The sequence below is a fragment of the Bacteroides sp. AF32-8BH genome, assembly GCF_003435205.1.
Lineage (GTDB): Bacteria > Bacteroidota > Bacteroidia > Bacteroidales > Bacteroidaceae > Bacteroides > Bacteroides ovatus.
Map to the genome: position 1 here is coordinate 48,432 of NZ_QVLZ01000005.1, position 24,062 is coordinate 72,493.

General features: G+C 43.9%; 12 protein-coding genes. 8 read left to right on the forward strand and 4 right to left on the reverse strand.

Annotation, left to right across the window (positions count from 1 at the left end):
• Positions 1-285 precede the first annotated feature (285 nt).
• From DWZ47_RS04975 to DWZ47_RS05015, 8 genes are all read left to right on the forward strand, one after another.
• On the forward strand, positions 286-1,314 hold the full coding sequence (locus tag DWZ47_RS04975; protein WP_004317407.1) for a Fic family protein: 1,029 nt from the start codon (positions 286-288) through the stop codon (positions 1,312-1,314).
• A gap of 186 nt (positions 1,315-1,500) precedes the next feature.
• Positions 1,501-3,150 carry a DUF6377 domain-containing protein gene (locus DWZ47_RS04985; RefSeq protein WP_004298604.1) on the forward strand — a complete coding sequence of 550 codons (1,650 nt, stop codon included), beginning with the start codon at positions 1,501-1,503 and terminating at the stop codon, positions 3,148-3,150.
• Between the two features lie 212 nt (positions 3,151-3,362).
• Positions 3,363-6,362, forward strand: coding sequence for a SusC/RagA family TonB-linked outer membrane protein (locus DWZ47_RS04990; RefSeq protein ID WP_117512489.1), 3,000 nt, complete (start codon positions 3,363-3,365; stop codon positions 6,360-6,362).
• Between the two features lie 42 nt (positions 6,363-6,404).
• The gene (locus DWZ47_RS04995; protein ID WP_008775307.1) at positions 6,405-7,868 is read left to right on the forward strand and encodes a RagB/SusD family nutrient uptake outer membrane protein; all 1,464 of its coding nucleotides are present in this window, start codon (positions 6,405-6,407) and stop codon (positions 7,866-7,868) included.
• A 36-nt stretch (positions 7,869-7,904) separates the two neighbouring features.
• Positions 7,905-9,419, forward strand: coding sequence for a SusF/SusE family outer membrane protein (locus DWZ47_RS05000; RefSeq protein WP_008775306.1), 1,515 nt, complete (start codon positions 7,905-7,907; stop codon positions 9,417-9,419).
• Positions 9,420-9,433: 14 nt separating this feature from the next.
• Positions 9,434-11,212, forward strand: coding sequence for a glycoside hydrolase family 66 protein (locus DWZ47_RS05005; RefSeq protein ID WP_117512437.1), 1,779 nt, complete (start codon positions 9,434-9,436; stop codon positions 11,210-11,212).
• A gap of 36 nt (positions 11,213-11,248) precedes the next feature.
• A complete protein-coding gene (locus tag DWZ47_RS05010) occupies positions 11,249-13,753 on the forward strand; it encodes a glycoside hydrolase family 31 protein (protein WP_117512490.1) in 2,505 nt (834 codons plus the stop codon).
• 146 nt (positions 13,754-13,899) lie between these two features.
• Positions 13,900-15,237: an ATP-binding protein gene (locus tag DWZ47_RS05015; protein ID WP_117512491.1), complete on the forward strand. Its 1,338-nt coding sequence runs from the start codon at positions 13,900-13,902 to the stop codon at positions 15,235-15,237.
• Between the two features lie 96 nt (positions 15,238-15,333).
• Here DWZ47_RS05015 and DWZ47_RS05020 read toward each other — a convergent pair whose 3' ends face one another.
• The 4 genes from DWZ47_RS05020 to DWZ47_RS05035 are packed head-to-tail and all read right to left on the reverse strand — an operon-like array spanning position 15,334 to position 24,049.
• Entirely contained in the window at positions 15,334-17,514 is a 2,181-nt protein-coding gene (locus DWZ47_RS05020) for a glycoside hydrolase family 16 protein (protein WP_117512438.1), read from the reverse strand.
• Positions 17,515-17,566: 52 nt separating this feature from the next.
• Entirely contained in the window at positions 17,567-19,228 is a 1,662-nt protein-coding gene (locus DWZ47_RS05025) for a RagB/SusD family nutrient uptake outer membrane protein (protein ID WP_117512439.1), read from the reverse strand.
• Between the two features lie 13 nt (positions 19,229-19,241).
• Positions 19,242-22,217 (reverse strand): SusC/RagA family TonB-linked outer membrane protein, encoded by a 2,976-nt coding sequence (locus DWZ47_RS05030; protein WP_117512440.1) that lies wholly within the window; start codon positions 22,215-22,217, stop codon positions 19,242-19,244.
• 35 nt (positions 22,218-22,252) lie between these two features.
• The gene (locus tag DWZ47_RS05035; protein WP_004324083.1) at positions 22,253-24,049 is read right to left on the reverse strand and encodes a RagB/SusD family nutrient uptake outer membrane protein; all 1,797 of its coding nucleotides are present in this window, start codon (positions 24,047-24,049) and stop codon (positions 22,253-22,255) included.
• Positions 24,050-24,062: the final 13 nt, after the last annotated feature.

Consider the following 24,062-nt stretch of genomic DNA (forward strand, 5'->3'; position numbering starts at 1 on the left):
TAAATGAACTATTTCACCACAGAGGACAGTCAGAAGATCCATACTGAACAGATGAGATTATCTGAAATCCAGAATAAAGAATTACAGGATAAAATTGCTGTGATAAATAAGAATTCTGAAGAATAGATCAAAGCAATGCAGAAACAATATGAGACTACTAACAGGTAGCTGAAGATTTTCATATCGGCTCAAAAGAGTCCTATACACTGTAATTATTGGCTCATTTTGAGCCGATATATTAATAATATTATGTATTTTTGAGCCGATATAATCAATTAAATAGCAATGGAAGAAGAAATTCAACAATATCTTCGTTTTCATCCTCTATCTTCTAGGTCAGAATTAATGGAGGGAGTGAATACTAAAGTAAGTGTCGCCACATTCAAGCGTTTATTAGCTGCCATGATTTCCGCTGGAAGTATTGAAGTCATAGGGCAAGGACCTGCCACCTGTTATAAACTAACACCACAAACGTTTGTTACAAGTTATTTCGACTTAGAATCATACTTTCGGAAAGAAGTTGATGAGCGTGAAATTCAACAAGCTTTCAATTTCAGCCTTATTCCTGATATATTGCCTAATGTTGACCCTTTCACGATGGATGAACGGAAACATTTAACGGCTCTTCAAGAAACGTTTAGAAGAAATGTATTAGAAATGACAGACGGAGAGTACCGGAAAGAAATGGAAAGGTTAGGTGTGGATCTTAGTTGGAAGTCTTCTCAAATTGAAGGGAACACATATAATCTTCTTGAAACGGAAAGACTTTTGCTGGAAAAAGAAGAAGCAAAAGGTAAAACTAAAGAAGAAGCCATTATGCTACTAAATCACAAGGAAGCTCTTGATTTTATTTTAGATAATCCTGATTATCTTCAGTATTTATCAATAAGAAAGATTGAAGACATTCATAGTATCCTTATTAAAGAACTGGGAGTTGAGCGTCATATTCGTTCTCGGCGTGTTGGTATTACGGGTACGAATTATCGTCCACTTGATAATGAATATCAAATAAGAGAAGCTATGGAAGACACTTGTCAATTAATCAATAATAAGGAGAGTATCTTTGATAAAGCTTTCCTAGCTTTAGTTCTGTTATCTTATATTCAGCCATTTGCTGATGGTAATAAACGTACTGCCCGTATAACAAGTAATGCAATACTTATAGCCAACGGTTATTGTCCTTTATCATTTCGTTCAGTTGATTCTATCGACTATAAGAAAGCTATGTTAGTTTTCTATGAACAAAATAATATATATCCATTTAAGAAAATATTTATAGAACAGTTTGAATTTGCTGTGAATACATACTTTTGAATTTATCTGTATATTGATGGTTGTTCCAACGATGACATTATTATAAATATAATAATTATGTTCATAATAAATTTGTAATGCTTCCTGTTTTAATAAACATTGGTTTTCCGTCTGCAATAATTTTCTCCTGAAAGCCGGAAGTTTCTGAAAGACTTTTATCTTTGCAACTATAATACATACGGCACTATGAAAAAAGTGATTCTGATTTTTGTGACAATCGTCCTTTCCGGTCTGCTTTATGCAAAAGATAATAAGAGTACCGATGCGTTACTTCGTGAGATTGATGGTATCATTAAAAATCGTCAGACTTATGGAGCGGAAAAGGAGGCGCGTATCGCTGACCTGAAGAAATTGTTGGCGGAGGCTACTTCCGATGAACAACGATATGGTTTTTGCGGACGTCTTTTCGATGAATACCGGGCTTATAATCTGGATTCGTCTTTTGTCTATGCTCAACGGAAAGAGGAACTGGCGCATCGCATGGATAAACTGGATTACCTGGATGATGCTGCCATGAATATGGCGGAAGTGATGGGAACTACCGGAATGTATAAAGAAGCGTTGGAACTATTGGGGCAGATTGATAAGAAAACGTTGCCCGATTATCTCTATGGTTACTATTATCATCTGTATCGCACTATTTACGGATTGATGGGAGATTATGCCGTTACGGAGAAAGTCAAGAAAGAGTATTATCGAATGACGGATCTGTATCGTGACTCTCTTCTGCAGGTCAACGCTTCCGACTCTTTGGGGCACGTATTGGTGATGGCGGATAAGTGTATCGTACATGCTCAATACGATGAAGCCATCCGTATGCTGATGGAATATTACAACAAACCTTCTTTGGATGACCATTCAAAAGCAATGCTTACTTATACTCTCTCCGAGGGTTACCGGTTGAAAGGCGACAAGCAGGGGCAAAAACATTACCTGGCCCTTTCGGCTATTGCCGACCTAAAATCGGCAGTAAAGGAATATGTATCTTTGCGCAAACTCGCTTCCCTTGTCTACGATGAAGGGGATATTGACCGTGCCTACAATTACCTGAAATGCTCCTTAGAGGATGCCACTCTTTGCAATGCCCGCCTTCGTACGTTAGAAATCTCGCAAGTCTTTCCTATCATTGACCAGGCTTACCAATTGAAAACCAAACGGCAGCAGCAGGAGATGAAAGTATCATTGATTTGTATCAGTTTGCTTTCCGTATTTTTGTTGGTTGCCATTTTCTTCGTTTACAAGCAGATGAAAAAGGTTGCTGCCGCACGTCGCGAAGTGGTCGATACCAATACGTTGTTGCAAGAACTGAACGAAGAACTTCACGACTCCAACTCGCAACTGAAAGAGATGAACCATACGCTTTCGGAAGCCAATTATATCAAGGAGGAATATATCGGCCGATATATGGACCAATGCTCCACTTATCTCGACAAGATGGATTTATACCGTCGTTCCCTAAATAAAATTGCTGCTGCCGGAAGAGTGGAAGAACTATATAAAGCCATTAAATCTTCTCAATTCCTTGACGAAGAACTGAAAGAGTTTTATGCAAACTTCGACATGACTTTCCTGCAACTCTTCCCCAATTTTGTGGAGGAATTTAATGCGCTGCTCACAGAACCCATGCAACCCAAACCGGGAGAACTGTTGAACACCGAACTCCGTATCTTTGCCCTTATCCGGCTGGGGATTACGGACAGTACCAAGATAGCGCAATTCCTCCGTTATTCCGTGACTACCATTTATAATTACCGGACCCGTGTCCGTAACAAAGCTTTGGGAGAAAGAGATGAATTTGAGACTAAAGTAATGCAAATAGGGAAGGTGGAAGAATAAGAAAATTACTACTTTTTTAGTCTGACTTCTATTTTATAACGTTCTTATATTTAGTGGTTTATGCTGTGAGATACTGTATAAATCACTATATTTTTGCTATCTGCTTTAAGAAGCAGTATGAAATGTGGATACTTTTGTTTCACGGTCATTTCAGCAATGACACAGAGAACGAAAACAAAAGTAACCCTAATATTAACTTTAAATTAATGTACATGAAACAGAGTATGAAGTCGAAAGGCTTTGAACGCCGCCTCTTATTAATAATGTGGGGCTTGTTCCTATCTCTTAGTGCATTCGCACAACAGATTTCAATAAAAGGACATGTAGTAGATGCCACAGGTGAACCGGTGATCGGTGCCAGTGTGGTGGAAGGACGTACAACGAATGGTACGATAACCGATGTAGACGGTAATTTCTCATTAAGCGTTCCGGCTAACAGCACGCTGACTATCTCTTTTGTCGGCTATAAAACGCAGACTGTTCCGGTGAACGGGAAAAACTCGTTGAAAGTAACCTTGCAGGAAGATACGGAAGTATTGGACGAGGTTGTTGTAGTAGGTTACGGAACGATGAAAAAGAGCGATTTGACTGGTGCCGTATCTTCTGTCGGAGTGAAGGACATCAAAGACTCTCCGGTAGCTAATATCGGTCAGGCAATGCAGGGAAAAGTATCCGGTGTGCAGATTATCGATGCCGGTAAGCCGGGTGATAATGTCACCATTAAAATCCGTGGTTTGGGTACGATCAATAACAGTAACCCGCTGATTGTCATTGACGGAATTCCTACCGACTTGGGATTGTCTTCCTTGAATATGGCTGATGTGGAACGGGTAGACGTATTGAAAGATGCTTCGGCAACAGCTATCTATGGTTCCCGTGGTGCAAATGGTGTGGTGATGATTACCAGCAAACGTGGTGCCGAAGGTGCCGGAAAAGTAACGGTAAACGCAAACTGGGCTATTCAGAACGCTACTAAAGTGCCCGATATGCTGAATGCTGCGCAATATGCCGCCTTGAGCAATGATATGCTGTCTAATAATGATGATAATACAAACCCTTATTGGGCAGACCCTTCTTTATTGGGAACAGGAACGAACTGGCTGGATGAGATGTTACGTACGGGAGTGAAACAAAGCTATTCGGTTAGCTATTCCGGTGGTACGGAAAAGGCACATTACTATGTATCCGGCGGTTTCCTCGATCAGTCCGGTATCGTGGAAAGCGTTAATTACCGTCGTTTCAACTTTCAGGCAAATAGTGATGCCCAGGTCAATAAATGGTTGAAGTTCACTACTAACCTGACATTCAGTACGGACGTGAAAGAAGGAGGAACTTACAGCATCGGAGATGCGATGAAAGCACTCCCCACCCAGCCGGTGAAGAATGAAGACGGTAGCTGGAGCGGTCCCGGACAGGAAGCGCAATGGTATGGAAGTGTCCGCAATCCGATCGGTACGTTGTACATGATGACGAACGAGACGAAAGGATATAACTTTCTGGCAAACATCACCGGAGAGATTGCCTTTACCAAATGGTTGAAGTTGAAAAGCACCTTCGGTTATGACGCCAAATTCTGGTTTGTCGACAACTTTACTCCGGCTTACGACTGGAAACCGAATCCGGTAGAAGAATCTTCCCGCTATAAGAGTGACAACAAATCATTTACCTACCTGTGGGATAATTATTTTGTATTCGACCATACTTTCGCCCAAAAACATCGTGTAGGTGTGATGGCAGGTTCTTCCGCCCAGTGGAACAACTACGATTACCTGAATGCTCAAAAGAATATCTTCATGTTTGATAATATCCATGAAATGGACAACGGCGAGAAGATGTACAGCATCGGTGGCAGCCAGAGCGATTGGGCACTGCTCTCTCTGATGGCACGTCTCAACTATTCTTACGAAGATAAATACCTGCTTACAGCCACTGTGCGCCGTGACGGTTCCTCCCGCTTCGGTAAGAACAACCGTTGGGGAACATTCCCTTCCGTTTCTCTGGCATGGCGTATTTCGCAGGAAGAATGGTTCCCGAAAGACAACTCTCCGGTGAATGACCTCAAACTGCGTATCGGATACGGTGTGACCGGTAATCAGGAAATCGGTAACTACGGCTTTGTGGCTTCCTATAATACGGGAGTTTATCCTTTCGGCAACAACAACTCCACCGCTTTGGTATCTACCACCCTTTCCAATCCGAATATTCATTGGGAAGAGGTACGCCAAACCAACTTCGGTGTGGATATGAGTCTGTTCAATTCACGTGTCAACCTTTCGCTGGATGCCTACATCAAAAAGACGGCAGACATGTTGGTGAAAGCTTCCATCCCTATCACCTCCGGTTTTGAAGATACTACTGAAACCTTTACCAATGCCGGCAAGATGCGCAACAAAGGAGTGGAAATGACCCTGCGCACCATCAACCTGAAAGGTCTTTTTTCTTGGGAATCTGCTTTAACGGCCACCTATAACAAGAATGAAATTCTGGATCTGAACAGCGAAACCCCGATGTTTATCAATCAGATGGGTAACTCATACGTGACTATGCTTAGAGCCGGTTATCCGATCAATGTATTCTACGGATACGTGACCGACGGACTTTTCCAAAACTGGGAGGAAGTAAACCGCCACGCCACCCAACCGGGAGCAGCTCCGGGGGATATCCGTTTCCGGGATTTGAATAACGATGGAGTCATCAACGATGAAGACCGTACCGTTATCGGCAACCCGAATCCGAACTGGTTCTTCTCTTTAAGCAATAATTTCTCTTATAAGGGATGGGAACTCTCCGTTTTCCTGCAAGGCGTATCGGGAAACAAGATTTATAACGCCAACAATGTTGACAACGAAGGAATGGCAGCCGCTTACAACCAAACCACAGCCGTATTGAACCGCTGGACGGGTGAAGGTACCAGCAACTCTATGCCCCGCGCCATTTGGGGAGACCCGAACCAGAACTGCCGTGTATCCGACAGGTTTGTGGAAAACGGTTCCTATCTCCGTCTGAAGAACATCACGCTTTCGTATACACTGCCTAAAAAGTGGATGCAAAAGATTCAACTGGAAAATGCCCGCATCTCTTTCTCTTGCGAGAATGTGGCAACTATCACCGGATATTCCGGCTTCGACCCGGAAGTGGATATTAATGGCATCGACAGCAGCCGTTACCCGATTTCACGTACTTTCAGTATGGGCTTGAACTTTAACTTTTAAATCAGGAGAAAGAATATGAAAAAGATAATAACTTTGGTATTTATGTCTGCCGTGCTGGCATTGACATCGTGCAACGATTTCTTGGATAAATATCCCAAATATGGCGTCGATCCCGAATCGGAAGTGACGAATGAGATTGCTGTGGCACTGACTACTGCCTGCTACAAGACTCTTCAGTCATCTAATATGTATAACCAGCGTATTTGGAGCCTCGACATCATCGCAGGCAACAGTGAAGTAGGAGCCGGAGGAGGTACTGACGGTTTGGAGACTGTTCAGGCTTCCAATTTCATAGCCCAGAGCGACAACGGCTTTGCCTTGTATGTATGGCGTTCTCCGTGGGTTGGGATCGGACGTTGCAACATCGTGCTTTCCAATCTGCCTTCAGCATCTATCTCCGATGAGATAAAGACCCGTTGCATGGGTGAGGCTTATTTCCTGCGTGCACATTATTATTATATTCTGGTTCGTTTGTACGGAGGGGTGCCTTTGCGCTTGGAGCCGTTTGAACCGGGAGAATCTGCGGATATTGCCCGTAATACGGTAGATGAGGTATATGCTCAAATTCTTTCCGACTGCAAAAATGCAGTGAATATGCTTCCTCCGAAAAGCAGTTATGGAGATGCTGACAGGGGACGTGCCTGCAAAGAGGCTGCAATGGCGATGCTGGCGGATATTTACCTGACACTGGCTCCCAATCATCGTGACTATTATAATGAAGTAGTGACCTTGTGCAATAACATTGCTGCAATGGGATATGATCTGACTCAATGCAATTATGCCGATAACTTTAATGCGACGATCAATAATGGTGCGGAATCTCTCTTCGAAGTGCAATACTCCGGTAGTACGGAATATGACTTTTGGGGCGGCGATAATCAAGCGTCCTGGTTGTCTACTTTCATGGGACCACGTAATTCGGGTATGGTAGCCGGTGCTTATGGATGGAACTTGCCTACGGAAGAGTTTGTCAAGCAATACGAAGACGGTGATTTGCGGAAAGATATCACTGTGTTGTATCAGGGTTGTCCTGCTTTTGATGGTATGGAATACAAACGTTCCTGGTCCAATACGGGTTATAACGTACGTAAGTTCCTTGTGTCGAAAGACGTCTCTTCGGAGTATAATACCAACCCCAACAACTTTGTAGTATACCGTTATGCGGATGTCTTACTGAAGAAAGCGGAAGCTTTGAATGAGCAGGGACATCCTGATCAGGCTGCCGAACCATTGAATATCGTTCGTAAGCGTGCCGGACTGACAGAGCTGCCGACTACTCTGACGCAGACCGAAATGAGAGAAAAGATTATTCACGAACGTCGGATGGAACTTGCTTTTGAGGGACATCGCTGGTTCGATATGATCCGGGTTGATAATGGAAATTATGCATTGACATTCCTGAAATCTATCGGTAAGAATAATGTGACCAAAGAACGTCTCTTGTTGCCTATTCCGCAGACGGAGATGGACTCCAATCACCTGATGACTCAAAATCCCGGTTATTAATCCGTTTTATAATCATTCATTTAGACAAATAATATGATGAAGAAATATATATATCAATTGTTATGCTCTCTTTTCATCGGTGGAACGATGGTTGCCTGTGCCGAGGATTATATGGAGACAGATAAAGGACATGATACCCTCACCCTTTCGGTGAATCAGCAGGAGTTGGTGTTGAACGAAAAGAACCATAGTCAGGAGGCGCTGGCGCTTTCATGGACTACCGGAACGAATTATGGAAGCGGTAACCGTATCTCTTATACGCTGGAACTGGCGAAAGCCGGAACGGACTTTGCGAATCCTTATTCGGTAGATTTGGGTACGGGAACGTACCAATGGACTAAGAAAGTGGAAGAACTCAACCAATTTCTGCATACGCAGTTCGGTATCGGCTATGCCGTGAAAGCGGAGTTGGAAGCACGTATCACAGCCGTCGTTGCCGGAATGGAAGATCAGAAGCAGATTGCGACGGCTGCCTTTACAGTGACTACCTACCAGCCGGTTACTACCACGCTTTACCTGATTGGTGATGCTGCTCCGAACGGATGGAGCGCCGATAACGCAACGGCAATGGAACGTACGGATAACGGACAATTTACATGGACAGGAAAGCTGAATACCGGATCGTTTAAATTTATAACGACCTTAGGAGAATTCCTGCCGTCGTACAACCGTGATGCTACTGCCGAAGAAGGATTCAAACTGACCTACCGTACATCGGGTGACCAACCGGACGAACAGTTCACAATCAGTAAAGAAGCAACTTATATCGTAAAAGCAAACCTGCTCGACCTGACATTGACACTTACCGAAACGGAAGATATTGGCTGGAGATATGAGGAGTTTTTCATTGTCGGTTCGTTTACGGGTAACAATGGTTGGGGATTTGAAGCACTGTCTAAAGATGCTGTTCAGATGGATCTGTTCCATTATGGAGCTGTGATTCCCTGGAAGGCAGACGGAGAATTTAAATTCGCTTCTGTGACAGATTTCGGTCAGGCGGATGCTTTCTTCCATCCTACCATGGCTAATGCTCCGTACACTTCGACATCCGTAGTGCTTGGAGGTGACGATAATAAATGGCAGATGAAGGAAGCCGAATGTGGCAAGCCTTATAAAGTATGGTTCTATACAGGCAAAGGAAAAGAAAAGATGCTGATGCGTCCGTTCACTCCTTACGAAGGGCTGTATCTGGTGGGTGAGGCAACTCCAAACGGATGGGATTTAGGCAATGCTACTCCGATGACGAAGAGTGCCGACAGTCCTTACATCTTTACCTGGAGCGGCACACTGAAAACAGGTGAGATGAAGATATCCTGCGATAAACAGTCAGACTGGAACGGGGATTGGTTTATGGCGGATAAGAGCAACAAGGCTCCGACGGGAGAAGTAGAAACGGCATTGTTTGTTGCTAAGTCGGATGCGGAGTTGAGCAGTATGTATCCGGATGCAGATTTGGGTAGTTTGGATTATAAATGGAATATTCAGGAAGCCGGTTCTTATCGGATTACGATTGACCAGTTGAAAGAGACGATTTCGATTGTGAAACAATAAAACAAGAATTCAAGATGAAGAAAATAATATATTTGGTGGCTGCTTTCCTGTGTATGGCTTGCAGTGACGATCATGGGTCGAACCAGGAGAATGGAGGAGCTTCGGGCAGTGTCACCGAAGTGACTCCGGTAACATCGGATTTAAGTGTGGACCTATCTACGGATAAGGCTTTCTATAAACCGGGGGAGAAAGTGGTATTTACAGCAGATGACGCGTTGCCTGCCGGAATTAAAGTTCGTTATCGTCTTTTAGGGGAGGTTGTCGGAGAAGAGTCGGTAAATGGTACCAGTTGGACATGGCAACCGCCTACTACTGATTTCAAAGGATATATGGCGGAACTGTACCGTCAGGAGAATGGTACAGATGTGATTGTCGGTACGATTGCGGTAGATGTATCCAGTGATCCGGCACGTTTTCCGCGTTATGGTTTTGTCGCTGATTTCAGTCGGGAGAAGACGGCTGAAAAGACACAGGAAGAGATGGCGTATCTGAATCGTCATCACATCAATTGGGTACAGTTTCAGGACTGGCATAATAAGCATCACTGGCCGTTGGGCGGTACACGCACACAGTTGGACGAAGTGTATATGGACATCGCTAACCGGGAGGTTTATACAAGTTCGGTGAAAAATTACATTGAAGCGCAGCATCGTTTCGGTATGAAGTCTATGTTTTACAATCTTTGTTTCGGGGCGTTGAAGGATGCCGCTACGGACGGGGTGAAGGAGGAATGGTATTTGTTTAAGGATGCTTCTCACACTACTAAAGACAGTCATGATCTGCCGGGCGGATGGAAAAGTAATATTTATCTGGTAGATCCTTCTAATAAGGAATGGCAGAAATATTTGAACGAGAGGAATGATGATGTATATGTGAACTTTGCCTTCGACGGCTATCAGATAGACCAGTTGGGACGACGCAGCACGCTTTACAATTACAACGGTATTCCGGTCAATCTGCGTGAGGGATATGCTTCTTTTATTGAAGCGACGAAGCAGGCTCATCCGGACAAGAGTTTGGTGATGAATGCGGTCAGCCGTTACGGTGCCCGTCAGATAGGAGAGACAGGTAAAGTTGATTTCTTCTATAATGAAGTGTGGGCGGATGAGGCTGATTTTACCAATCTGAAAGCCATTCTTTATGAAAATGGAGTCTATGGTAATTATCAGTTGAATACGGTTTTTGCAGCTTATATGAATTATAATAAAGCGGATAATCGGGGAGAATTTAATACGCCGGGTGTCTTATTGACGGATGCTGTCATGTTTGCTTTGGGTGGTTCGCACCTGGAGTTGGGAGGCGATCACATGTTGTGCAAAGAGTACTTTCCGAATGAGAACCTGACAATGAGCGAAGAACTGAAAACAGCGATGGTTCGTTATTATGATTTCCTGACTTCTTATCAAAATCTGCTTCGTGACGGTGGTACGGAGAATAGTGTTTCCATGAATTGTACCAATGGCGAAATGAGATTGAATAGTTGGCCTCCTCAACAGGGATCAGTTACTACTTATGCCAAGCAGGTAGGTGGCAAGCAAGTGATACATCTTCTTAATTTCTCGCAAGCGAACAGCCTTAGTTGGAGAGATGTGGACGGTACGATGCCGGAACCGGCTCTGATTACAAAAGCGGCTTTGCAGATGAATCTGTCGGCAAAGGTGAATAAGCTGTGGGTAGCGTCGCCGGATGCACACGGAGGGGCTTTGCAGGAATTGACCTTTACACAGGAGAACGGGGTTGTCTCATTTACATTGCCTTCCCTGAAATATTGGACAATGATTGTGGTTGAATAAAGCGGCTGCTACAGAATAACTAAAATGATAGGTATGATGATTAGATATAGATTATGGGTATGGGTGTTGTGCCTGGTATTTCCAACATGGGTTTGGGCGGAAAATGAGACACGTACATGCACTTCTTTTACACAGCAGGGACGTCAGGTGACTTTTCACCTGGCGGACAGTGCCGCCTTACAATTGCAACTTTGCAGCTCTTCCGTCGTGAAAATCTGGTTCTCACCCGACGGGCAATTGCAACGAAGAAATGCTTCGTTTGCAGTGATTAATGAAGAACTGGAAGAGGTAGGAACTATTCATGTGGATGAACAGGCGGCCTGTTACGAGATATTTACTCCGAAGTTGCGTATCCGGGTGAATAAATCTCCGATGAGTCTTCAGATATTCGATAAATATCAGAAACTCCTGTTTAGTGATTATGCCGATAAAGGCCATGTCAGTGAAGGAACGAAGAAGGTGGAATATAAAGTGCTTCGTCGTGACGAGCACTTCTTCGGACTTGGTGAGAAAGCGGGAAAGATGGACCGTCGTGGCGAGTCTTATAAGATGTGGAATAGTGACAAACCTTGTTATAGTGTGGTAGAAGATCCTCTTTACAAGAGTATTCCTTTCTTTATGAGCAATTACCGGTATGGTATTTTCCTTGATAACACCTATAAGACAGAATTCAAATTCGGAACGGAAAGCCGTGATTATTACAGCTTTGAAGCGCCGAACGGGGAAATGGTATATTACTTTATCTTCGGTAAAGACTATAAAGAAATCATCAGCCAATACGTCGGACTGACCGGAAAACCTATCATGCCGCCGAAATGGGCGTTGGGTTTTGCTCAATGCCGCGGTCTGTTGACAAGTGAAAAGCTAAGTCGTGAAATAGCCGAAGGCTACCGGAAACGGGGAATCCCTTGTGATATTATCTATCAGGATATCGGCTGGACAGAATACTTGCAGGATTTCGAGTGGCGCAAAGGAAACTATGAAAACCCTAGGAAGATGCTTTCGGATTTGAAAGAGATGGGTTTTAAGGTAGTTGTATCTCAAGACCCGGTAATTGCACAAGCCAACAAAAAACAATGGGAAGAAGCAGACCGCCTGGGCTATTTTGTAAAGGACAATACGAACGGTAAAAGCTACGATATGCCCTGGCCGTGGGGTGGGAACTGCGGAGTGGTGGACTTTACCCTGCCTGCCGTAGCCGACTGGTGGGGAACTTATCAGCAGAAACCTATTGACGATGGTGTCTCCGGCTTCTGGACAGACATGGGCGAACCTGCCTGGAGTAACGAGGAGCAGACGGAACGCCTGGTGATGAAGCACCATCTCGGTATGCACGATGAAATCCATAATGTCTATGGCCTGACTTGGGACAAAGTGGTAAAAGAGCAATTTGAAAAGAGGAATCCGAACCGTCGTGTTTTCCAAATGACTCGTGCTGCTTATGCTGGATTGCAACGTTATACGTTTGGCTGGACGGGTGATAGCGGAAACGGAGACGACGTACTGCAAGGGTGGGGACAATTAGCCAATCAGATTCCTGTAATGCTTTCCGCCGGATTGGGATTAATCCCGTTTTCTTCCTGTGATATCACCGGTTACTGTGGAGATATTGAGGATTATCCGGCTATGGCGGAACTCTATACCCGTTGGATTCAATTTGGTGCATTCAATCCTTTGAGCCGTATTCATCATGAGGGAGATAATCCGGTGGAACCGTGGCTTTTCGGACCGGAAGCGGAAAAGAACGCGAAAGCGGCTATCGAACTGAAATATCGTTTGTTGCCGTATATCTACACTTACGCCCGCGAAGCGTATGATACAGGATTGCCTATCATGCGACCTCTGTTTCTGGAATATCCAATGGATATGGAAACATTTTCTACGGATGCCCAATTCATGTTCGGTCGTGAATTGTTGGTAGCTCCTGTGGTGAAGAAAGGTGCCCGCACAAAGAACGTGTACCTTCCCGAAGGTACATGGATAGACTACAACAACAAGCAGACGGTCTACACCGGAGAGCAATGGACTACCGTTGACGCTCCCTTGTCCTCTGTTCCTATATTTGTGAAGCAAGGTTCCATCATCCCTACCATGCCGGTAATGAACTACACCCATGAGAAACCGGTATATCCACTTACTTTTGAAATCTTCCCCGCACAGGAAGATGCACAGGCAGCCTTTACTCTTTACGAAGATGAAGGAGAAAACTTAGGGTATCAGCGTGATGAATTTGTCAAAACACCGATTATTTGCAGCACTCTGGCAAATGGATATGAATTGACTGTCTCTGCCCGTGAAGGAAAAGGATACACTGTCCCCGGTCCGAGAAATCTGTTGTTCCGTATTTATTCTGCGAAAGCCCCGAAAGAGGTAACTGTCAAAGGAAAGAAGATAAAGAAAACTAAACCGGAACGTTTGGAAGAAAATCTGGAGAATGACACGGAATCTGTGGTGTGGAGTTGGGATAAAGAAACAGGTGTCTGTAGTGTGAGAATACCTGATAAAGGTGTTGATGAAAAGATTATGATTATCTTTAAGTAGTAATTGCAGAAATCATGGGTTACTTTGCCTATGTTTTTTGCTTATATTTTCTTCATTTTGCCTATGTTTTTAGGCGGTTATTTCGTTAAATTGCCTATGCTCTTAGAATAAAATGGTATATTTGTAGCTGATTAACAATGATTTTTATGTTTGAAAGAGATATTTATAATCAGTTGCAAAAGTGGGCCGAACGTACAGGGCGTAAACCCTTGGTGTTGCGTGGTGCGCGTCAGGTAGGAAAAACGACGTTAGTTAATGAGTTTGCCCGGAACTTTGAGAATTATCTTCATTTGAATCTGGAGCGTGAAGAAGATGCGCGCCTGTTTCAGAGTACGGATAAAGTACAGGAAATAATGAAGATAGCTTGTTTTCAAAAGAATATTCTTCTGCGTGAGGGGCGGACGTTGCTATTTATAGATGAGATACAGAATGTGCCTAAGGCGGTAGCATTGTTGCGGTATTTTTATGAAGATATGCCTGATTTGTATGTTATCGCTGCCGGTTCACGTTTACAGTCATTGTTGAAAGAACGTATCTCTTTTCCGGTGGGTAGAGTAGAATATATGCAACTTTCCCCTTGTACTTTCGGAGAATATCTGACTGCTATGGGCGAGGGGCATTATCGTACTGCTATAGATGAAATAAGTTTGCCATCTGCGTTGCATGAAGAGGCAATGTCTCGTTTTCATAGATATACATTGATTGGTGGTATGCCCGAAGTAGTAGCCGATTATGCGGAGAATGGAGACTTGGTGCGTTTGAAGTCTATTTATAATTCTTTATTGAAAGGCTATAACGAGGATGTTGAAAAGTATGCACCGACCCAGTTGCAGACGCATGTCATCCGGCATATATTGCGGACGGGCTGGAACAAGGCAGGACAGACTATTAAACTGGGAAATTTTGGAGAGTCAACCTATAACTCAAAGGAAGTGCGTGAAGCTTTCAATATTTTGGAAAAAGCTTTTATACTACATTTAGTTTATCCTATTACAGCTATGCACGCACCGGCGCTGCCTGCTCTAAAACGTGCTCCTAAATTGATGTGGCTGGATACAGGACTAGTTAATTTTGCTGCAAATATCCAAACTGAAGTTCTGCATGACCGTACGTTGATGGATACGTGGCAAGGAGCTATCGCCGAACATATTGTAGCACAACAATTGCAGGTATTACTTGATGAACAGTATATTTCCGACTTGCATTTTTGGGTACGTGACAAACAAGGCTCCAATGCCGAAACAGATTTTGTATGGCAAAAGGGAACACAAATTATTCCGATCGAGGTGAAATGCGGAAAGAACGCGCATCTCCGTTCGTTACATTCTTTCATGGATTTGTCTGGCGGTGATTTAGCTGTCCGTATTTGGAGTGGTCCATATTCTATTGATGATGTGAAGACGGTTGCCGGAAAGAGTTTCCGATTGATAAATCTTCCTTTTTATTATTTGGGTAGTTTACCGAAGATACTTTCTTCGATTTAAGTACAATACTTTCATACTATAATGTATGAAAAGGAACAGACCACTATTGGTGGAACTGTTCCTTTTTTGTTCAAGACAAATGTGATATGCGATTATTTATTCCGTAACCAGTTTCAGAGAAACATCATCGAACCAATAAATAACATTGTCTGTTGCCGTAGCATTGTAACCGGTCAGTTGGTTATTGGCGCCTGCACATAGTTTGAACACAAATTTGACTAGTACATTGGTAGGAATATCCACAGTTACAGCATACTTTTTCCATTCTTTTCTTGCCTGATTGATAACTGTTCCCCAAATATCGTTTACACCTGACTCGATCGTCTGCACTCCGTTTTGCAATACAATTGCCTTTTGGAACTTGGCTTCTTTGGCAATATCTTCATTATTTTCGCAAAGAGTGATACTGGTGATAAACGGAGATTCCGTCTGATTGGTTTTAGCATAGAAGCTTAGTTCATATTTACCGGGATTTACTCCTTGCAATGGATATGACAAATCTACTCCCCAGGTGTTATCAACTTTTTCAGCGATATATTTCAAAGAACGATTGCTACCATTAGCTCCTGTGCTGGTATCTATGGAAAGTGACGGATTGGTGACGTCCGGTTTTGCAAACCACATATCTAGAAAATTCAGGGTATTATTACCTTGAGTCTGCCAGGCTGCATATATTCCCGGTTGTTTATCTGCTGCAAAGTCTTTCTCGAAACTTCCGTTTTTTACTAATTCGGTGGCAGGTTCTTCGCCTTCTCCCGGTCCGGCTTCGTCGGTCGGTTCGAGGGTTACTTTGTCGAACCAATAAACTACATTGTCCGCTTTCTTACAGTCGTAACCATTCAAACTGTTATTATCTCCCGCACAAGGCTTGAATACGAATTTCACCAGTTTGTTATTCGGGATATTCACGATCATGGAGTATTGTTTCCATTCTTTTCCTGTCCGGTTGATTTGTGTGCCCCAAATATCGTTTTCGCCGATCTTTATCTCTTGTTTACCGTTTTGAAGAACGATTGCTTTCTGGTATTTGGCCTCTTTGGCTATATCTTCATCATTTTCGCATAGTGTGATGCTGGTGACGAAAGGCGTATCATCCTGATTCGTTTTTACGTAGAAACTAAACTTATATTTGCCGGCTTCCACTCCTTGCATAGGATATGACAAGTCTACGTCCCAACTGTTTGCTACACTGGCAGCATATTTAAGAGAACTACTACTACCATTTGCTCCTGTACTACCGTCTACCACCAAAGCGTCTCCGGTTTTTGCAAACCACATATTCAGATAATTCAACGTGTTGCTGCCTTGTGTTTGCCAGGCCGCCCATATACCCGGTTTCTTGTCCGCTGCAAAATCCTGTTCAAAGTCTCCGTTTTCAACCAAGTTTGCAGACGGATCCTCTTCTTCCTCATCATCTCCGTCATCCGGTTTGTTTTCTTCTTCCTGTTGATAATAACGGATATATTCGATTTCCATTTGTCCCGGCAACCCGGAGTCATCAATTTCCCCCGGCCATGTGCCTTCACCACCAAGAGCATAGTTTAAAATCAGATAGTAAGGAACATCAAACGGCCATTGCTTCATTTCCGCTTCATTTTCCAGATGCATATTCGGATAACTGAATGTTTCCTCACCGTTAATCAGGAATGTCAGCTCTTCCGGAGTCCATTCGAGAGTATAAAGGTTGAATTCGTTTTCCTTATAAGCCCCGCCTCCGGCACGTGGCGGGTTTTTGTCCAGACCCAAATCCAGCGTATAGTGACTATGTACTGTATGCCAGGCTACTTTTTCAAGGCTGACTTGTTCCATAATATCGATTTCTCCTCCATACTCATTTGCTCCCGGAGGATTGGGATACTGACGTTGTACCGGTAGTAACCAAATAGCCGGCCAACCTCCTTGGAAACTGTTGAACTTGGCGCATATCTCCAGCTTTCCATACTTGAACCCCGCTTTTCCACGTGTGCTTATACCTCCGGTCATGTACTGACCGTCTTTTTTTTCTGCACGTAGAATGAGCCTTCCGTTTTGTACATAAGCCTGTTCTGTACTTCCCGTTAAATATTTGTTCCACGGAGAATTACCTTTCGGCTCAAAAATCCATTTGTCTGCATCAAATTGGGGACCTTCCTGATTAAACTCTTCCGACCAGATCAATTTCCAGCCGTCTATTGCCTTTGATTCGTCTTTGGCATGTAGTGTATAGATATTGATGTCTTCCGACTGGCAGGATAATACTCCAATCCATAACAATAAAATGCTTATTACTTGTTTCATAGCTTTTCCTTTTAAATATTAAAATATAAGGGGGAGACAGCGGGAGTAGTCATTACTCCCAGCCGTCGTTTTGTGTTAAGTTGCCATTTTTATAAATCTCCGATTGAGCGATAGGATAAAGGTTCATCTTTTCCTCCCAGACGCGTGTCTGTATCTTCACCGGAGTATAACTGTATTTTGATCCTTTTTTAGTGATTTTTACTCCATAGATATCTTTCACTACATCTCCGATCATCCAGCGGCGGATGTCCCAAAAACGATGATCCTCAAAAGCAAGTTCTATGCGGCGTTCGTTGCGCAGACGAGTGGTGAAGTCATCTCCATTGTCCGTAATATTAGGCATATTGGCCGCACTACGAACCATATTCAGGGCTGTGCGTGCTGACATCGGCAGCTCATCGGCATCGGAGGTGTAGTCCGGTCCGCCAAGTTCGTTCATGGCTTCTGCATAGTTCAGCAATGTCTCTGCATATCTGAACAGGATGAAGTGATGAGGCTTCTTGATCGGATTGGTTGGAGACAGCGAAACTGTTTCATTCATATATTTGCGTAGATAATATCCGGTCAGTGTGGCTCCTGTAATGGGTGATGCATTTCTGCCACCTTCGAATGTTTCTATTTTGGTACCCATGAAGGAAGCTTCATTGTAAAGGATAGCTTTGTAGAAACGCGGATCGCGTCCGGAGTATGGTTTGGATGCATGTTTGGTATTTTCCCAGCTGAACGGAGTGCCGTCCGCCATTTCGTAAGCATCGACCAGATTTTGTGTTGGAGTGTTGCCACTGTTTCCGTTCTCGAAACCGATTGGAAGGTTTCTTGATTCGAAAGCATTGTCGTCATTGTTACGGCGTTCAAAAATCAGTTGGGACGAGTTGAGAACTACGTTTCCTCCATTCACGTCATACAAAGGATCCACATCAATATTGGGTAAAGTGTACCATCCCGTTTTAATAATGTCATAAGATGCTTTGGCAGCTTTCTTCCATTTGTCAGTGTCGTGAGAAGGATTGTGTAGTTTGCTGGCCGCGTACAATAAAGCGCGTGCCTTGACGGACATGGCCATTCCTCGTGTAGCCCGTCCGGTCTCATTATAGAAATCTTTGTAGCTGACAGGCAATTCCGGTGCTGCCTTGTCACATTCATCGACAATGAAATCAATCACTTTGTCAAACGGAGTCTTTTCTACGGAATTAATCTCATCTATTTGATAAGTGCGTGTCAACAGGGGGATATCACCATAACGTTTGGCTAGTTCCAAATAGAAGAAAGCACGGAGGGCGCGTACTTCATGTACGCGCATTTTAGCTTTTTCCACATCAATCTCGTAATCCACATTCCATTTGAAACGTTCCAGTACCTCGAGCGAATAGTTCTCCAGGAATGAATTGGCTTCACGGATAGCGGTGTAGTAGTTGCTCCATACATCATCTACCGTTTTGAGCGGGCTCCAAGTTCCATTATATACATTATATACGCTGCTTTGATTCCATGTATATACAGCGTTGTCTGTTGCGGCATCCCTAAGCGCATCTCCTATTGCACCGAAGTCTTGTGGTAATTGAGAGTAAACAAAAGTAGACAGGCTTGTTACGTTGCCGAAATAGGAGTACATTTCTTCTTTTGTCATTCCGGTGGTTTCATCGAAATCCAGATAATCGCATCCGGTGAAGAGAGCTGCTATGCAGGCTGTTGTGATATATTTAGTTAGTTTCATAATGCTTTCGATATTAGAATTTAATACTGGCTCCGAAGTAAACAGAGAACATATCCGGGTAGTTGACGCTGAAATCTTCGCAGTTCATGTATTTGACATGATCGAGCGAAAAAACATTGTTCGCACTGGCGAAGATGCGGCATTGTTCCAGCTTAATTTTCGATATCCAGTTTTTCGGCAGGTCGTAATATACATTCAGGTTACGCAGTTTCAGGTATTCACCATTTACCAGCCATTGTGTACTGTTTTGGAAGTTATTGGCATTGTTCAGCGTTGACAAACGGGGTACATTGGCTATATCTTTTGTTTCTTCCGTCCAGCGGATCTTATCGTGCAGATACCAATTGGATATGTTGGTATTATTGCGTAATGGCCAATACACACTACTTGTATTCAGCATTTTGCTGAAACGTGTCGCTCCTTGGAACAAAGCGTCTACTCCGAAACCTTTATACTCAAATCCAAGGCGGATACCACAATAAATCTCGGGAATACTACTTGAATATCCGATGGCATGCTTGTCATTATCGTCGATAATACCATCGTTGTTCATATCTTTATATTTCACATCCCCCGGGCGTACTTCCGAAAATTGTTGCTTCGGACTGTTTGCGATATCTGCCTCATCGCGGAAATAACCGATTGCTTCCAGACCAAATATTTGTCCGATAGCTAGTCCTTTGCCTGACAAGTAACTCCAAGGCTTATAACCTTCTCCGTTTTCTACGACTTTGGTTTTGATATATGTCAGATTGGCTCCTACATAATAATGAAAGTCTTTGCGGCTATAATCTTTCCATTCCATACTTACTTCCAGTCCTTTCTTTTCTTCTTTACCGGCATTTTGTTGGGGTACACTGATACCGATGGCAGAAGAAATCAGGTTGTTTGCTCCAATCAGTATATTGCTTCTTTTGTCGAGGAAGGCGTCTAATGTGACACTTAATTTGTTAAAGAGACGCATATCTATTCCTACATTGTATTTGTCGGAAACTTCGAGAGTCAGGTTGTTCATAGCCAGTTTATCTTCTTTGTTACCGCTGGCCACGTTATTGGCATCGCCAAAGTAGTACTGTCCGCCCCAGATATAGTATTGTTGAGTAAGTCCGTAGGGAATCTGATCCCATCCGGCACGTCCGTAAGAAGCACGAATCTTCAAAAGATTTACAGCAGTCATTTTTTTCATGAATGATTCGTTGGATAACACCCAGGCTGCCGATACTGCCGGATAACTGCGGAACTTGTCGCCTTCGGGCAATACGCTAGTACCGTATTGGTTGAACACCACATCCAGCAGGTATGTATTGTTGTAATTATATCCTGCCATGCCTGTGATATACATACGTTTGTACGCATTATTGGCTCCCAATGCCCTTTCCGACTCCTGCCGATACAGAGCGGTGGCGCTTACTCCATGCTTTCCGAACATGCGGTCATACTTGACTTGAGCTTCCAGACTAGCGTTGATATATTGCTCGGTCATTCCCCAGCAACTGACAGTCAGTGCACTGTTGTCTCCATACACTTCAGACATGGCTTCTTTTTCCCCGGTGACAACATTGACTATCGGTGTGTTGACTGCATACTGAAAGTTTTTGCTTCCCTGTTCTTTAAATACTGCATTATTATCGTACGCAACAGCTACTTCAGCACTAAGTCCCGGAGTCAGCGATGACAAATCCTGCCGGATTCTCATGTCCGCCTGCAACATTCTGGGATTTTCTTTGAAATAACCGATGTCTGCAATACGGGCAAGCGGATTGTCTTTTAATACAGAGTTGCTGCCCCAAATTCCATTAGAGGTTTTCACCGGGAAAGCACCGGAAGGAGTATTGAACACTCCTTGGAAGAGATTGCCCTCATAAGTTGCCGGACGTTTTCGTTCCCGCAATGAACCCAGCATGGTCAGTTGTGCAAGTGTGGAAGGAGTGATGTCAATATCAATATTCATTCGCAGGTCCAGTTCGTATTTTCTCATCTGTGCAGAATAACGGTCGGAGTATTTGGCATACTTGTCGTTCAATATTCCGTAGTCGTTCTTATAACTTAGCATCGTGTAGTAACGTAAGTTTTTTCCTCCTCCACGGAAGTTGATGTCGAGCTGGTTGTTGACGGTATGTTTTCTCAATCCTTCGCCAAGCCAGTCAGAGTTAGCATACAAATCCCGGTTGCTGCCGTTTTTGAAAGCGTCCAGTTCGTTGCGGGTATATTGCATTTCCAGTCCGTCATAGTACAAGGCTTCATTCAAGGCTGCTGCATATTCATAGCCATTGGCAAATTCCGGTTGGTTGATGGGGAAGTCCATCCCGTATTTATAGTTGACGTTCACCTGCATTTTGGTGTTATATTGTCCTCGCTTTGTAGTTACGAGAATCACCCCATTAGCTCCGCGGGCTCCCCAAAGAGCAGTAGCCGGTCCGTCTTTGAGTACGGTCACCGATTCTATTTCTACCGTGTTGAGACATTCGATGGGACGTGGAAAACCGTCTACCACAATCAAGGGATTATCGCTGCCGCGTAGCAAAGTCGTGGGGTTCTGGGTCCAGCCGGTACGTTGCATTACTTCCAGTCCGGGAACCAATCCATAGAGAGCGTTAAAAGAATTGGGAGTTGCGTTTTTTTCGAGTTCTTCTGCAGTGACAATAGATATAGCTTGCGTTTGCCGGTCTGCGGTACGGTTTGCCATTCCCATATTGACTATTCTGTCCTGTGGATCTAGTTTTATCTGAATAGATTTTCCGGTAGCCCTGATTCGCTTGCCAATGGCATCGGCATAGGAAACTACCATCCAGTCACCTTCTTCTCCATTCAATACAAATACTCCATTCCGGTCAGTGATGGCAGAGACGTTCGGAGTGTTGACCAGATGTACCTTAGCACCTGCAACAGGTGAACCTAAGGCATCTGTCACTGTCCCTGTTATCTCCTGTGCCCAGGTAGACACAGCAGATAGTAAAGCCATACTGATTACTATATATTTACGTTTCATACGTTTTCGATTTAAATTTATCTTTTTATTGTTTATTACCATCCGGGATTCTGTACCAGTCCGTATTTCTTGTTGATTTCCTCCAAAGGAATAGGAATCAAGAAGTAACGGTCGCTCCAGTTCTTTATCCAACCTCTTTCGTTATACACTTTTCTGTCTTTGGTGTAGGTGAAAACTCCCTGACTGTCTTTCGTGATAAAAAGACGTTCGATAGGAGTCTTGAATAAATCATCGCGTTTCCAGCGTGTCAGGTCGAAATAACGTACCTCTTCATAGCCGAATTCGATGGCACGTTCGTGCAGGATAGCTTCACGCAGTTCTCTTCCGGGAGCAGCCTTGGCTGTTGTCAGATCCGGCATATTGACTCGGTTACGGACCATGTTGATATAATCGTATGCATCATTTCCGAATTCATCTTTCGTGGTTGCTTTTCCCAGTTCATTCATTGCTTCGGCAATATTCAGATAGATTTCAGGCAGGCGGATCAATGGGCAGGAATAGAACTTTCCATTCACTTCATCGGCTCTGTCGCGTTGGAACTTGCGCATACCATATCCGTTGTAGGTTAGACGGAACAGTACGGGGGAGATGTCATCGCATCCTTCACTTTCTCCTTTGGCAATACGGAGTTCACGTCCCCGGAACTGATCGCCGTTTACATAGAGAGTTTCGTACATGCGAATATCACGTACCGGATTTCCTTGTGCATCGAAGAAAGGATGTGCTTTGTGTACTGGATTGTTCCAGTCAAACGGGGTTCCGTCTGCCATTTCAAACATATCGGCATAGTTGGCACTGGCTCCACCCATACCATAAAGCAATTCTCCGAAAGAATTAGTGCCTATGGTGTAGTTGGTCCAACGGTGCGAGGAGATAAGCACTTCGCCGTTATAACGGTCAAAGTAGGCAGAAACAAAGTCTTCCCTCGGTTTTCCGGTGTTTACCAGTTGGTAGAAGTTATTGTTCTCCCGGTTTGCCCGAAGCATTTCCAGTCCGGCATCCAATGCGTCCTGCCAGCGGGATTCCGCATAATTCCCATACCATACATACTGTTTGTCGGCAGCTTCTCCAGCCATAAAAGGCTTTTCATTGTTGAATAAAGGACTGGCGGCAAATAGCAGGACGCGTGATTTCAAAGCTAACGCTCCGGCGGCTGTCATTCTGCCTTCGTCGGCTGCATTTACTTTCCACGGAAGTATTCTTGCTACTTCATCCAATAATCCGATTATCTTTTGTACGGTTTCCTCCACAGTCATACGCGTGGTTGTCATGTCATCTTCGGGAAGATAGGAGTGGTCAATCCAAGGCATTCCTCCGAAGTGGCGTAACATCTGGGAATAATGGAAAGCTATAATCATCTTTGCTTCCGCTTTTCGGATACTCTTCTCGCGTTCTGTCATATCCGGTACCCGGTCTACATTTTCCAGAAAGATATAAGCTTTTCGGATTCCCGTCATAGGAGACATACCGAAAGAAGGACTTGAAGTTCCTTCATAAAGTATATAAGGCATATCGCCGGTTGATGAACTGACATTTCCCGTATAGTAAGAGCGTATTCCATTGGGCTTGATTGCATCTCCCAAGTCAGTCATGCCTTCCAGTATACCCCAGCATAATCTTCCGCCGGAGGGCAGATAGTCGGGTAGCGAACGGTATACTTCGGCTAGTGCCTGCTCGGCATAAACTTTATGTGCATATACCGTATCGATCGTAATGTCTGTGGTGAACGGCTTGTCAAGAAAAGCATTCCCGAATTTGAAGTCCTCGCATGCACCTGTCGACAATAGTAGTACGGCTGCAATGCCTGTATGTAATAGGTTTCTTCTTTTCATGATTTTAGATGGC

Excerpts from the sequence above, each read along its gene's own strand:
- DWZ47_RS04975 (WP_004317407.1), top strand. The coding sequence starts at position 286 with ATGGAAGAAGAAATTCAACAATATCTTCGTTTTCATCCTCTATCTTCT.
- DWZ47_RS04985 (WP_004298604.1), top strand. The coding sequence starts at position 1,501 with ATGAAAAAAGTGATTCTGATTTTTGTGACAATCGTCCTTTCCGGTCTG.
- DWZ47_RS04990 (WP_117512489.1), top strand. The coding sequence starts at position 3,363 with ATGAAACAGAGTATGAAGTCGAAAGGCTTTGAACGCCGCCTCTTATTA.
- DWZ47_RS04995 (WP_008775307.1), top strand. The coding sequence starts at position 6,405 with ATGTCTGCCGTGCTGGCATTGACATCGTGCAACGATTTCTTGGATAAA.
- DWZ47_RS05000 (WP_008775306.1), top strand. The coding sequence starts at position 7,905 with ATGAAGAAATATATATATCAATTGTTATGCTCTCTTTTCATCGGTGGA.
- DWZ47_RS05005 (WP_117512437.1), top strand. The coding sequence starts at position 9,434 with ATGAAGAAAATAATATATTTGGTGGCTGCTTTCCTGTGTATGGCTTGC.
- DWZ47_RS05010 (WP_117512490.1), top strand. The coding sequence starts at position 11,249 with ATGATTAGATATAGATTATGGGTATGGGTGTTGTGCCTGGTATTTCCA.
- DWZ47_RS05015 (WP_117512491.1), top strand. The coding sequence starts at position 13,900 with ATGTTTGAAAGAGATATTTATAATCAGTTGCAAAAGTGGGCCGAACGT.
- DWZ47_RS05020 (WP_117512438.1), bottom strand. The coding sequence starts at position 17,514 with ATGAAACAAGTAATAAGCATTTTATTGTTATGGATTGGAGTATTATCC.
- DWZ47_RS05025 (WP_117512439.1), bottom strand. The coding sequence starts at position 19,228 with ATGAAACTAACTAAATATATCACAACAGCCTGCATAGCAGCTCTCTTC.
- DWZ47_RS05030 (WP_117512440.1), bottom strand. The coding sequence starts at position 22,217 with ATGAAACGTAAATATATAGTAATCAGTATGGCTTTACTATCTGCTGTG.
- DWZ47_RS05035 (WP_004324083.1), bottom strand. The coding sequence starts at position 24,049 with ATGAAAAGAAGAAACCTATTACATACAGGCATTGCAGCCGTACTACTA.